This window comes from Hydrogenoanaerobacterium saccharovorans (genome assembly GCF_003814745.1).
In the GTDB taxonomy this organism is placed as follows: Bacteria; Bacillota; Clostridia; order Oscillospirales; family Ruminococcaceae; genus Hydrogenoanaerobacterium; species Hydrogenoanaerobacterium saccharovorans.
Window position 1 is genome coordinate 1,790,489 of sequence record NZ_RKRD01000001.1, and the last position, 13,055, is coordinate 1,803,543.

At 42.1% G+C, this 13,055-nt stretch carries 14 protein-coding genes and 1 tRNA gene; 6 read left to right on the forward strand and 9 right to left on the reverse strand.

Annotation, left to right across the window (positions count from 1 at the left end; all coding sequences use genetic code 11):
• Positions 1–103: 103 nt before the first annotated feature.
• The 3 genes from EDD70_RS08410 to EDD70_RS08420 form a co-directional block, all read right to left on the reverse strand.
• Complete coding sequence (locus EDD70_RS08410) at positions 104–877, reverse strand: protein-glutamine gamma-glutamyltransferase (protein ID WP_092751103.1); 774 nt, start codon at positions 875–877, stop codon at positions 104–106.
• Complete coding sequence (locus tag EDD70_RS08415; protein ID WP_123811029.1) at positions 868–1,785, reverse strand: hypothetical protein; 918 nt, start codon at positions 1,783–1,785, stop codon at positions 868–870. The genes EDD70_RS08410 and EDD70_RS08415 overlap by 10 nt, the downstream gene beginning before the upstream one ends.
• Before the next feature lie 353 nt (positions 1,786–2,138).
• Positions 2,139–2,345 carry a hypothetical protein gene (locus EDD70_RS08420; RefSeq protein ID WP_123811030.1) on the reverse strand — a complete coding sequence of 69 codons (207 nt, stop codon included), beginning with the start codon at positions 2,343–2,345 and terminating at the stop codon, positions 2,139–2,141.
• A gap of 142 nt (positions 2,346–2,487) precedes the next feature.
• On the opposite strand from EDD70_RS08420, the gene EDD70_RS08425 reads away from it, so the two are divergent.
• Together EDD70_RS08425 and EDD70_RS08430 are read left to right on the forward strand one after the other, a co-directional pair.
• Positions 2,488–2,919: a hypothetical protein gene (locus tag EDD70_RS08425; RefSeq protein ID WP_092751097.1), complete on the forward strand. Its 432-nt coding sequence runs from the start codon at positions 2,488–2,490 to the stop codon at positions 2,917–2,919.
• Between the two features lie 105 nt (positions 2,920–3,024).
• Positions 3,025–3,531: a hypothetical protein gene (locus EDD70_RS08430; protein WP_092751095.1), complete on the forward strand. Its 507-nt coding sequence runs from the start codon at positions 3,025–3,027 to the stop codon at positions 3,529–3,531.
• 165 nt (positions 3,532–3,696) lie between these two features.
• Here the strand turns inward: EDD70_RS08430 and EDD70_RS08435 are convergent, their stop codons facing one another.
• Positions 3,697–4,440, reverse strand: a complete 744-nt coding sequence (locus EDD70_RS08435) for a YebC/PmpR family DNA-binding transcriptional regulator (protein WP_092751093.1) — start codon at positions 4,438–4,440, stop codon at positions 3,697–3,699.
• Positions 4,441–4,662: 222 nt separating this feature from the next.
• Here EDD70_RS08435 and EDD70_RS08440 point away from each other — a divergent pair, with 222 nt between their 5' ends.
• The 3 genes from EDD70_RS08440 to ade all read left to right on the forward strand — a co-directional run bounded on the left by EDD70_RS08440 (position 4,663) and on the right by ade (position 8,040).
• The gene (locus EDD70_RS08440) at positions 4,663–4,998 is read left to right on the forward strand and encodes a hypothetical protein (RefSeq protein WP_092751091.1); all 336 of its coding nucleotides are present in this window, start codon (positions 4,663–4,665) and stop codon (positions 4,996–4,998) included.
• A gap of 17 nt (positions 4,999–5,015) precedes the next feature.
• A complete protein-coding gene (locus EDD70_RS08445) occupies positions 5,016–6,191 on the forward strand; it encodes a cation:proton antiporter (protein ID WP_092751089.1) in 1,176 nt (391 codons plus the stop codon).
• A 142-nt stretch (positions 6,192–6,333) separates the two neighbouring features.
• The gene (gene ade / locus EDD70_RS08450; protein WP_092751087.1) at positions 6,334–8,040 is read left to right on the forward strand and encodes an adenine deaminase; all 1,707 of its coding nucleotides are present in this window, start codon (positions 6,334–6,336) and stop codon (positions 8,038–8,040) included.
• Positions 8,041–8,180: 140 nt separating this feature from the next.
• Here the strand turns inward: ade and EDD70_RS08455 are convergent, their stop codons facing one another.
• The 4 genes from EDD70_RS08455 to yqeC form a co-directional block, all read right to left on the reverse strand.
• Entirely contained in the window at positions 8,181–8,765 is a 585-nt protein-coding gene (locus EDD70_RS08455) for a hypothetical protein (RefSeq protein ID WP_092751085.1), read from the reverse strand.
• Between the two features lie 157 nt (positions 8,766–8,922).
• A complete protein-coding gene (locus EDD70_RS08460; RefSeq protein WP_092751083.1) occupies positions 8,923–9,954 on the reverse strand; it encodes an XdhC family protein in 1,032 nt (343 codons plus the stop codon).
• The gene (gene yqeB / locus EDD70_RS08465) at positions 9,947–10,747 is read right to left on the reverse strand and encodes a selenium-dependent molybdenum cofactor biosynthesis protein YqeB (RefSeq protein ID WP_092751081.1); all 801 of its coding nucleotides are present in this window, start codon (positions 10,745–10,747) and stop codon (positions 9,947–9,949) included. The genes EDD70_RS08460 and yqeB overlap by 8 nt, the downstream gene beginning before the upstream one ends.
• Positions 10,741–11,751 (reverse strand): selenium cofactor biosynthesis protein YqeC, encoded by a 1,011-nt coding sequence (gene yqeC, locus EDD70_RS08470; protein ID WP_092751079.1) that lies wholly within the window; start codon positions 11,749–11,751, stop codon positions 10,741–10,743. The genes yqeB and yqeC overlap by 7 nt, the downstream gene beginning before the upstream one ends.
• A gap of 100 nt (positions 11,752–11,851) precedes the next feature.
• Here yqeC and selD point away from each other — a divergent pair, with 100 nt between their 5' ends.
• Positions 11,852–12,886, forward strand: a complete 1,035-nt coding sequence (gene selD, locus EDD70_RS08475; protein WP_092754413.1) for a selenide, water dikinase SelD — start codon at positions 11,852–11,854, stop codon at positions 12,884–12,886.
• Between the two features lie 63 nt (positions 12,887–12,949).
• Here selD and EDD70_RS08480 read toward each other — a convergent pair.
• Positions 12,950–13,045, reverse strand: a tRNA-Sec gene (locus tag EDD70_RS08480).
• Positions 13,046–13,055: the final 10 nt, after the last annotated feature.

Here is a 13,055-nt window from a genome sequence, read left to right on the forward strand (position 1 = left end):
TTTTGTCAATATCATAAGATGTCCTTAAAACTACATAAACTAAAATTCAGTATGTAAAAACTTATCCTATTTTCAATTATTATTGCAAATTTATTATAAGGTGTTATATGGAAGGATTTTGAAATTTATAGTAAATATCATATAGGTTTTTAAAATTCGGTCTGCCCGCTGAATCAAGCAAATAAGCAGATTGTTGTGCACCTTCTTTTCTGTTGTCGTTTAACACTTTAATAATAGTTTTTGCATTATGAATACCGATACCATGCCCATAGTAAAGTTCGCCATTTAAGTCGATTACATTTTCGCCTTTCCATTGCGGTGTCAAAGGGTCTACGTCGGGGTTCGAAAAATATCTGCGGTCTCCCAGCAAATAATCTGACCTTTTTCGCATATATCCAACTTCTTTAAGCAGTTTGTCAATATAGTGCCAGTTCATCAGGTGGATTTTTGGGAACACTTTGTTAAACAGTTCTTCAGGGTAAATATTCAGCAGCGCTTTATAATAAATAATCATCATCGCCGTTGCACATTCTGTTGCATACTTTGAACTGTTTAAATAGATATCACCGATTGCATCGCTTGGCTTTGCGCCATTTTTTAAAACAAAACCTCCTTCTTGAGTCCGTTCCCAATACGCCTCGTTGCATTTGCTCTTGCGAAAAACAGCAAAACCTAACTGGCTTTTGTCTAGTTCAATTGCAGATTTTACAATTTCATTTCTCAGTCTCAGTTCAAAAACAAATTCATCCAGTGAATCGTAGTAATATTTTTTATCGCTTGATGAAAGCGTATTTATAATTTCTTTTTCCACATTGTTTGGCTTATATTTTTCTTCCAAAGCCTCTGTATCCAAAGGACTGTTTGATATTATAACCATCGAATACCTCCTAACCCGCTCTGGGCAAGATGTACTTGTTTACTCACAGGGTAGCTGCTCCATTTATTTTGTAAGCTCCGATTTTGTTTATGAACCTTATGCGCAAAATTGCATAAATTCACTTGTTCATCGTAATCCAATTGATGAAACTCATCCAAATGCTCCTGTTCGTTTTTGTTCAACGGGGCAAGCATTTGTCTGTTATGGGGTGCTATTTTTTTGCCCAAATATTTTGCACCCAAATCAACGCAACATATCTCGGGTTCGCTGGATTGCTGGAAGCTCTCACTTGTAAAGTATAAATAATCAAAATTGTCTTTTAGCCAACCCTGATAAGCTTGATTGCTGTAATTTTCTGTACTTGGATTGTTACTTTGGGGGTTGGGATAATGTAGAATTTTACGTGACAGCTCAGCATCTTTTTTATCACCAGAATCAAGATATTGTGAAATGAGTTTCAGGGAATTGGGGTCTCGGCTTTGGCAAAAACACCAAATCAACTCGTGGCAGTATGCGCCTTGTTTATTCCTTTTAAAAATCATATTTGCTATGAGCGGCAAAATGGTTTTATCCTTATACTGTACAACCAAAAGCGATGCAGCAGCATCTAAAATCTCATCAAAATCATCACTAAGTCCGTCGTCATCAGAACCGGAAGCAAGCATCCATTTTAGAACTGCTTGGTTTTGACTGCTGTTGGGGGGCGTTGGTATACCGGCATTCATCAAAACAAGCCTTTCATCTTTTAAAATTTTACCGCAAAGACTCAAAGCAGTTTTATTTCGTGTATTTAAGTGTGGAAAGAAGTCCAATGTTTTAATCTGTTGGATAAGTAAAAACAGCGAATAAAAATGCAATCGGCTGTCGTTAATCAATCTGCTTGCCTCTGATTTTTTTGTTTTTCCCATTTTATAAAAATATACCCTAAGTGCATCAACACCTTTGTTTTTTCTTATTGAGTCCAAAGGACTTAATAGATTGGTATTTGCAAATGATCGATTCATTTATTTCACCCTTTCTGTAATATAATCTTTTTGAAGTTGGCATTATTATATAATATTAAAAAATAAATTTTTGTTTCATAAAATACTCCTTCAAACAACACATCCCCCACTATTTATGGTATAGTAATGGGCTATTGCAAAAAACATCCGCTTAAATAAGGTTGATAAATGAAATCTAAATCTGATGCTGATGCATTTTAGTATAAGTACTTATTAAATTTAAGGCATAAAAAAACCTCCGGTGAACCGGAGGTTACTCAGAAAAGATCCAATTTGTTTTCTGCCAACCGCTGCACATACTGTTGCATTTGCTCTTTCGATTGGATTACATGAGTATGATTGATAACCTGTTGCTGCTGATCAGGTGAAAGCGTGGCAAAATAGTTCATTGCATCTAAATTTTTTGCGAGCGCCATTCCCAATCCCATTGGCATTTGAGAACCGTTAGCATAATTTTTCATCATAATCACCTCTGTATTAGCTTTACCAAAATGCAGAGCAGATAAACCTACGTTTATTGTATTTTGTTTTACCGGTTGCACTGAAATGCACAATCATATATAATTATTATTTGTACAATTTTTTTAAGGAGAGGTCTTCAAAATTATGAGCGAAATTAAAGAAGTATACAACAAAGAGATTTATGCCCCTTTTTTGGATTATTGCAATGAATTGAAATATAAAACAATGCAAGATTTACTTAAATGTCCGTTTCATTTGTTAAGCAAACGCCCGGATATTTCCTCGCTTTTATCAAGCAGAATCAAAACTGTATTTGAGACATACCGAAAGGCAAATCCGCGAGAGTTTATCGTTGCAAAAACAAATACAAAAAACACCTCGTCAATGTCTGATGTGGAACTCCAGATTGCATTGCAGCAGTATTTTAAAGAGAATGCAAACCATTTAATTGTTGCTGCTGAAGCTGTTAAAGCGGTAAATGGACGAGCCAAACGTGCAGACGTAGTACGCATTTTAGAACAGGCTTTTTGGTGCCAGACAGTTGATAAAGGCTCATTTTATTATAAAGGCTTATAATAAACACATTTGTTTGTTATTATTCTGCTGTTTTTAAAATTAAAATATTTCATGAATTATGAGGAAAGATATAAAGGATATTCGAAATATTGTAAGGAGGTTGTCATGAAAAAAGCACTATCTATTTTGTTTTTGCTACTCTTGTTTACTGGCTGCACAACAAGTAAAAACAGCAGTTCCGTCATAGAGATAGACTACAATAATAAAAAATTCAACCAACTAGTACAAACCCCGCCTGAACAGGCAGTTGCGTTGGTGGTCAACTTTGCAACGGATGAACAAATAAAAATTTTGCAGCCTCATGAGACTTTAAAATTACAGCAAACCGAAAACATCATTTTTGTAATACCCAAAGACAATCGCAGCGGTATTGCGATTTATTCGCAGGATATAGAGGCGGACGGAACTTTGTTTGATGTAGAAAAAGTATATGAGAACCCCAAACCTGCAAACGATTTTGCATTGGCAATGCAAGCACTGCGCCCCGAAGGTGCACCCGCTTACAGAATTGCAATCACGACTAAAGATGGTACGGAATACAGTTATGTAATCAGTTATAACGGAAAAGATGGTAATGAAAATCTCGAATACATCACAGAAAAAGCAAGTTAAAGTACTGGTTAAATTCAGCTCGTGTTTTAACAGTGTTGTATTCACTTACTAATATAAAAACGCCTCTTTAACACACTGAGCAGCGTGTTAAAGAGGCGTAATTTTTGCTATACTTTAGCATTGTATTATTATTGATACATCTTTAAAAAGTTTAAGACATTTATATTAGTCTTCGTCCGGCTCATCAGGCATCTCCCAATTATGGAACACTTGCTGAACATCGTCGTTATCCTCAAGGTGATCGAGCAACAGCGACATCTTGTTTTGCAAATCGGGATCATCAATGGTTGTATAAGTGGAGGGTACCATCACAGCGTCTGCAGAAAGCACCTTGTAGCCCTTTTCAATAAGCCCTTTGTTTACGATATGGAGATCATTGGGCTCGCAGGAGATTTCCACCGCATCTTCTTCAAAATGAAAATCGTTTGCGCCAACCTCCATGCAATCTTCCATAACTTTATCTTCGCTGAGTTTATTGTTCTCAACAACGACAATTCCCTTGCGTTCAAACATAAAAGATACACAACCGGTTTGTCCAAGATTACCGCCGAATTTATCAAAATAATGGCGCAAATCCCCTGCTGTACGGTTTTTATTATCTGTTAATGCTTCTACAATTACCGCTACACCGCAAGGTCCATATCCTTCGTAAACCATATCAACGTAATCGTTTTTATTGCCTTCGCTGGATGCTTTTTTAATCGCACGGTCAATGTTATCATTAGGGACATTGTTGGCTTTGGCTTTTGCAATCAAGTCATACAGTTTGCTGTTATTATTTGGATCGGCACCGCTTTCTTTGACTGCAACCGAAATTTCTCTGCCTATTTTGGTAAAGATCTTGGCTCGTGCACCATCAGTCTTTTCTTTTTTCCGCTTGATGGTACTCCACTTGGAATGTCCAGACATCTAAAATCGTCCTCTCATGTAAAGAATTCATACTTATTCATTCTATCACACCAAATTAGCTAGTTCAAGGGTTAAAAAAGGTACTTAAGAAAAAAATTGCCTGAATATCTTCTTATTTTTGAGCATTAGGCATTGTGCATTTCTGCTAAAAGTGATAGAATGTTATAGTAATTCCATACAAAAAACAGCTGTGCCAATTCACAGCTATAGGAGGTTAGAGCAATGAAACTTTTAGTGTTTGTATTAAACAAAATTGAAACACTGGAACCGCTGCTTGAACGTTTTTCGCATGACGGAATCAGCGGTGCAACCATATTGAACAGCAACGGGATGGCTCACACCCTTTCGGAGTACGGTGGGTCGTTTCTTGGTTCTTTGCGTGCAATTTTAAACCCAGAACGTGTAGAAAGCAGAACACTGTTTGCGGTACTGCCGGAAGATCAGGTAGAAATTGCAGTGAAAGCAATCGAGCTGGTTGTCGGTGATCTTTCTAAACCAGACACGGGTATCGTATTTACCGTACCTGTTGACTTTACAAAAGGAATTAAACTTAACTGAAAAGGCTGTAGGCAAATATGAAATTAGATGTATTCTTTTATCTCGCTGTTATTTTATTGACCGGCTTACTGTTTGGTAAACTTGCCAAACTGGTTAAACTGCCAAATGTAACCGGATATTTAATAGGGGGGTTGTTAATTGGTCCTTCCGTTTTGGGGTTGATCCCCGGCGAAACAGTATCGCAGTTGACTATGATATCGGACATGGCACTGGGTTTTATTGCCTTTTCGATAGGCAGTGAATTTAAAATCAGCTATTTTAAGCGTGTAGGATTTACCCCTATTGTTATTGCAATTTTGGAAGCTTTGTGTGCAGTATGGTTTGTTTTGGGCGGCCTTTTGCTGGCAGGCTTTAAATTGCCGTTTTCGTTAATACTTAGCGCAATAGCAGCCGCTACCGCACCTGCTGCAACCATTATGGTTATCAAGCAGTATAAGGCAAAAGGGCCTGTTACCGAAACCCTGCTAAGCGTTGTGGCACTTGACGATGCCGTGGCTTTGATTGCATTCGGTTTTGCTGTAACCATTGCAAAAAGTATTATTTCACCCAATGCCGGCTCTTTGGCTATGTCGATTTTAGACCCCATTTTTGAAGTGGTTATCACCCTAGTGGCAGGCAGTTTATTAGGACTTGCATTCGCGTTTTTGCTAAAATTTTTCAAAAGCCAAGCCAACCACTTAAACCTGAGTGCCGCTTTTGTATTTTTGACAATTACGTGTGCAAAAATGCTCAATGTATCCGCCTTGCTAACGTGTATGGCAATGGGCGCTGTTTTGGTTAATCTTTCAGACGCTTCTGAAGATGCAATGAAGATTACCGACATGGTTACTCCCCCATTGTTTATGATGTTCTTCGTGCTTTCGGGCGCAGGGCTGGACATCTCGATTTTGCCGTCAATCGGAGTTGTAGGTGTTATTTATATCATTCTGCGTGTTGCCGGTAAGATGTTTGGCGCATGGGCTGGTGGTGCCATTATGAAGGCACCTGCTACCGTTCGTAAATATCTTGGTCCTGCACTGATCCCTCAGGCAGGTGTTGCCATCGGTTTGACGTTTGTGGCACAAACTGTAGTACCGGAATATGCAGATACAATACGCGCTGTTGTACTTTGCGGTACACTTATTTATGAAATAGTAGGGCCGGCTATTGTAAAAATCAGCCTTACTAAAGCCGGAGAAATTGCAGACAAATAAAAATCTTATCTTCCCATTGCTTGATACTTAAAGCAATGGGATTTTTTATAATTACAGTGATTGGGTTGATTTTCTGTAAAAACAGAATATACTATATAGTAATACTTATATATAATATATACAGTTATAAGGAGGTTGTGATATGAAATATGAGCAATTTGCAAAACTCACTCAGATTGCATTGGGAAAACAAAAAGCTGATTTAGTTTTGAAAAATGCCGGCGTTGTTAATGTATTTTCGGGCGAAATCATTACCGCGGATGTTGCAATTTCGGACGGAATCATTGTTGGTGTAGGTTGTTATGAAGGTGCGTTGGAACAAGACATGAGCGGTAAAATACTTTGCCCCGGCTTTATTGACTCGCACCTGCACTTTGAATCCACACTGGTAGCCCCCCCTGAACTGATTGCTAATGCCGTTGCATTTGGCACAACAACTTATATTGCCGACCCGCACGAGAGCGCAAATGTGTGCGGATTGAGGGGCGTTGAGTACATATTAAAGCAAACCGAACAAGTGCCCGCAAATGTATTTGTGATGATGCCGTCCTGTGTACCGTCTGCCGTATTTGAAGACAACGGCTGCAAACTTACAGCAGAGCATATGAAAGGATTTATAAATCACCCACGTATACTGGGGCTTGGTGAAGTAATGGATTACCGCGGTGTGGTAACGGCAGACAAAGCAATGTACGAAAAGTTGGAGTTGTTCCGCCATAAAATATTGGATGGACACGCTCCGTTTTTACAAGATTTTGACCTCGCCGCCTATTCACTGGCGGGTATTGCTACCGACCACGAGTGCTGTAACTTTGAATATGCAATGAAAGAACGCCGTGACGGAATGCAAATACTAATACGAGAAGGCACAGCGGCAAAAAATTTGGAGGCAATTGTTCGCGGTATTGTAGAAAACAACATTGACACCAACGGCTTTTGCTTTTGTACTGACGATAAGCATATTGAGGAGATACGGCGTGAAGGGCACATCAGCCATTGCATAAAAAAAGCGATCTCCCTTGGCATCTCTCCTGTGCATGCAATACAGATGGCAACAATCAACGCCGCAACATGTTATCATCTTGACGGCATCGGTGCCATTGCCCCGGGTTATCAAGCGGATATCGTTGTGCTGGACGATTTGGAGCAAGTGAAAATTTCACGCGTATATCACAAAGGTATTGCGGTAAGTGAAAACACCACACCTGCAAAGGCAGAAGTTCTACCTTGTTATGGTGCAATTCGCGAGAGCGTACATGTTGCTGCACTTGACGAAAGCAGCTTTGTACTGAATGCAGAAGATAAACCGTTCCCTGTAATCGTGTTGATTGATGGACAAATACTCACCAAGCGCATCGACGCCGTGCTGCCTGAAAAGGATGGCAAGTTTATTCCAAATGCAGAGTACAACAAGATTGCGGTAATCGAGCGCCACAAAGCAAGCGGGCGCATCGGTATCGGCGCAATAAAAGGCTTTGGTATCAAAGGCGGAGCGATTGCTTCCAGTGTATCGCACGACTGCCATAACATCATTGTTGCAGGTGATAACGACACTGATATATTGCTGGCTGTTCGCGAACTGGTACGTACTCAGGGCGGCTATGCGATTGCAGGCGGAGGTAAAGTAGTTGCCTCACTTCCATTGCCTGTCATGGGTTTAATGAGCGATACGGGATTTGAACAGGTAAACAGCACACTGCATAGCATGGTAGAGTTGGCGCATAACATGGGCGTCAACCCGAATATCGACCCATTTATTACACTCTCCTTTACCGCACTTCCAGTCATCCCCGAATTGAGGTTAACTACACGCGGAATTTATGATGTGCAAAAAGAACAGTTTGTGTGATATGATACAGCTGTTAACGTTTAAAATGTGGGCACACTGCTAGGACTTATAAAAGAATGTTTTAAGGGCATCCTCGTTTTGCTAAACGAGGATGCCCTTATTCGCATACTTCTTATTACAAACAAAGCAAAGTCACATTACTAAATGCCTATTTTCTCAACGGTGGCACTGTCAGGCGCTGTCATGTAAGCAAAGATAAAACGGTAGTCGCTAATAGTTATATTGCACTCTTGGTTTTCGCCGTGCTGCAAACTGGGTGCATTTGCAACATTTTCCGGAATAGTAAGCATAAACATAAACTCATCTTTCTGTTCCATCTCATCAGAAATGTAATGCGGCATTTTTGCTCTATCTTCTTCGGATACAGTAAAGTCATACCCTACATCCATAAGTCCACTACGGGTAATGGTACCTTTTAGGGTAACTTTGCCTTTAAACAGTGCTTCTAGCATTTGGATTTTATTTGCCCCATCATATTCAATCTCTAAATCGCTTAAAGTCCAGTCACCAAGGGTGTCGCCAACTTTCATAGTTTTCTTATCGGTCGTCATTAATCCCAGCTGGAAAAGGGCTGTTTCTTCGTCTTTTGGCTCTGACGAAGCAGAAATTAATGTTTCTTCTGATGAATAAGAGCTCGCCGATTGGCTGCCTGAATTTTTATCTTTGCATGCTACCACAGACAGTGCAATAACAATCGCGATTACCAGTAACAGTATTCTTTTCAAAAAAATTCTCCTAATATAATATACTATTTATTTACCATACAAATGGGATGATTGCAAGCATAATATAACATATTCCATTATTATCCTTCATATCAAATAGCAAAGAGTAAAGTGGAAGCTATAAAGCAGTACAACGATTTTTATGTTTGATATGTTATCAAACTATCGGCTCCATAAATACGGTAAGCGTGCCGCCGCACACCATGCCCGCCTGTTTGGCATCGGTATTGGTCATGTTGCAGGTAGAAATTTGAGGTTTACCGGATTTGATGACGTCTGCCGTCATAGCACATATCTGCCCCTCGCCTGCCCCTCCGCCAATGCTGCCACTGAGGATTTTCCCCTGCGCATCAAGAAGCATTTTAGCGCCTGTGCTGCGAGGTGCCGAACCGTTTTTGGTAATAATGGTTGCCATCATCTCCGCCTGATTTATGTTATCAAGGCACTCAAGCATGCTGTCCTCCATACAGCCTTCGGCAAAACCCGAACGGCGAACTTGCACCAATTCTGCCGCAATGCAAACTGCAATTTCGGCAGGGGTTTGTGCACCTATTTTAAGCCCGATGGGTGCATACACCTGAGCAAGCTGTTCTTCGCTATAGCCATCTTCTTTCATTTGCTGCATAACCACTGCAACCTTGCGTTTGCTGCCTATCATACCCACATAAGCATACGGACGGTGCAATATCTCCTCAAGGCACTGGCGGTCGGCTGAATGCCCGCGCGTAACGATAACATAATAGGTGTTGGGGTTGCTTTCCAACTGTTCAAAGGCACTTTTAAAGTCGGCACAAATTACGTTGTGAACCGTTGAAAAACGTTGGATGTTGGCAAACTCCTCGCGGTCATCGATGACGGTGACTTCAAAATCGAGCATTACGCCGATTTGCGCAAGAGGCAGCGAAATATGCCCGCCTCCGCAAATAACCAGCCGCGGGCGGCGCACTAAATTTTCGGCAAGAACCTGGATACCATTTATTTCAGCGGTACATGGTGCATTTTCGAAGCGGCTGTCTGACGTTGCACTATGCCAAAATGGGAGCAGTAAATCATTTTGTGCAAGCAGAGTTTCGCTTGTACGCAGTGCTTTCTGCCCTGCATTTTCACCTGAAATGATGGTATAAAGCTGTACACTGCCTTTATCGCGAATATAACGTGCAACTTCTTTGTAAAACTGATAATTATTCATATTTATTCACCTCATTTGTAATGTGAAGAACCGCTTCAAGCACACCGCCGGCAATCGCGCGTGCCTTATCTGAAACTGTAAAACAATATTCGTATATTCCGCGCGGGTCAACATCCCCGCTTTTCATCCCCTCAAAAACAGGGGTATTGGGGGGCAGCATCCCCCGCACGATTCCATCAATATTGGTATAAACGGGCTTTGAACCCACAGTTGCTACAACATCGCCGGCCTTAACCATATCGCCTATATCCGCAACAGGTGTAAAAATACCGTCACAGCAAGCACGTAAGATACGTTCGCTCGTAAAGCCTGCAATATTGCCCGGTATGCCGGTGTTAGCGGCTGCACTGCCTTTATAAAGCACACGCCCAAGGTTGTGCCCGCGTTTGGTTTCGATAACAGCGTGACAATCGACGCCTGCTGTAAAACCGGGCCCAAGTGCCACAACAGCAGGGGCATCGGTGATGGATGTGTTGATGTTCTTTTTTGCAATGATGGCATCTATTACCGCTTGAGGGTGCAGCTCTTTGATAATTTCAGCTTCGGGGTCAACAACAATTGCAACCTCATTTTGCCTGAGAGTTTCCCATACCTCACCTAAATTCGTACACAAACTCGCGGTAATACCTTCCACCACGGCTTTTTGCTCGTACACCGCACGAGAGAATGCAACCGTGCGTCTGACTGTAGTGGGTTTTGCAGTTTCAGTCATCACTACATCAAACCCGCACATTTTAAGCCTGCATGCCACACCGGTTGCCAAATCGCCCGCGCCTTTTATTAAAATCAGCATTTTACAGTACCTCTTTTCTGAGAATAGTATTCGTATTGTTTTGATAAGAACGAGGTAACCGCCACCCGATGAACCCCTTCTTGCATCAGCAGACCTGCAATGATTCCCGCCTGCCCTCGCAAAAACTCGTTATCCGCTTGATTGAGCACTACCGTTAGCATAGCGCCGTAGTTGCCGTAAGAGTGATAAAGCAGCTTCGCCATATCTTGTGCTGTTATTTGGTGGGTATCTTTTACATTCAGCAGCTGCTGTGCGATGGGGGCACGGTGGCAAATTAACCCGATTGGCTTGCCCAGACATGAAAGCCCCCCCACTGCAATGATTTGGTCGGTACCCGAATAGATAACCGGTTCACGGTTATTAGGGACCTTAATAGGAAGGCAACGGGAACCATCTGCCTCAATCAGCAGAAAGTCTACCGACTTGTGTAAATAGCGAATCAGCTCTTCTGCAGGTGCCGACAATTTACCGTTTTCTTCAAGAGCGCCAACCGTTACAAAGCGGTGCTCTTTTAAAGCGATATCTATCTTTTCTAAATCACCGTCTGTTATTAAATAGGCACATTGCTGTGGATCAGGCCTAAAAATATGGGTGGTAGTGGTAACAGCAACACGTTTGCCCTGTTTTGCAAGCTCATTTGCAAGTGCGAACAAAAAAGTGGTTTTACCACCAGAGCCTACCAAAGAAATAACACGTTTACTGTTTAAGTCAATTCCAAACAGCTCACATAATTTTGGCGTTCTGCTGCTGGTTTGTGCCAACGCGGCATAAGCTTCATCGCGCAGGCGCAGTATTTCAGTGGCATAGGTGAGCAGTTTTGTACCCTCTTGAGAAGGATAAACTGCCTTGGTTGTGCGCACAATCAAACGCATACCTAGTTCTTTTTCTAAACTGCTGATGTGGGCGCTGATGGTAGGCTGGGTAAGAAAAAGCTGCTCGCCTGCTTTAGAAAAACTGCCCAGTTTGGCTACCCATACAAGCGCCTCTAGTTGCTTAAAATCCATAATAAACGTCCTTTCGTGTAAACGTGTTCTTGTTTTTCGTGTAAGAATGGGGTAAGATAGAATACAAATAATCTTGATGGGAGGGTAAAATATGTCTGAGATGAAGGATATGCGTTTAACACAAATGACCAAAAGCGCCGGTTGAGCATCCAAGATTGGACCAGGTGTCCTTGCACAAGTTTTGTGCAACTTACCAAAATTCTCCGACCAAAACTTAATTGTAGGGTTCGACACCAGCGACGATGCTTGTGTTTATAAAATAAGTGATGAACTCGTTCTGATTCAAACGGTGGATTTCTTTCCGCCCATTGTAGACGACCCATACATGTATGGGCAGATTGCCGCCACCAATGCGCTAAGCGATATTTACGCTATGGGTGCATCGCCAACGCTTGCAATGAATCTGCTTTGCTACCCGTCTTGCCTGCCGCAGGAAACGGTACAGGCAATTTTAGCGGGCGGCTACGACAAAGTGCGTGAAGCGGGTGCTATTATTGCTGGCGGGCATACCATTGAAGACAGCGAACCCAAATACGGCTTGTGCGTCAGCGGGTTTGCACACCCCGATAAGATACTCAAAAACAGCGGCGCGCAAACAGGTGACTTGCTGATATTAACCAAACCGCTTGGCATTGGCATTCTTACAACTGCTGCAAAAGCAGATATGGCAGATGCCGTTGCTTATAGGCTTGCGGTTGAAAACATGTCTACACTGAACAAAGCCGCCTGTGAGGTTGTTTCGCGTTACCATGCGCATGCCTGCACCGATGTAACAGGGTTTGGCTTGCTTGGGCATGCTTTTGAGATGGCGGATGGTTCTCGGCGCAGTATCAAACTGTTTTCTGGCGAAATACCCGTACTGCCCACTGCTGTAGAGCTAGCAGAAATGGGGATTATACCTGCAGGTGCATACACCAACATGAACTACCTGTACGAAAAGGTAAAGATAAACAACAGTGTGGCACGCAGTATGCGGGATATATTAGCGGACCCGCAAACCGCGGGAGGGTTGTTGGTTTCGGTCTCTGCAAAAGAGGCAACAGAAATGCTTGCCGAGTTGCAGCAGCGTACCCCTTGGGCACGCATCATCGGCGAGGTTGTGGATAAAACAGAACACAGCATCATTGTGGAATAATGTGTCGCAACTGGCCTGCAGAGCTTTCTGCAGGCTTTTTTGTTTTTACAATAGACTTTGTATTGGCGGGAGCATGTGGGAATCGAACCCACCCAGGCAGCAATCACTACCTGCAACGGTTTTGAAGACCGCAGGGCACACCAGCACCCATCTGCCCCCATATATAAGG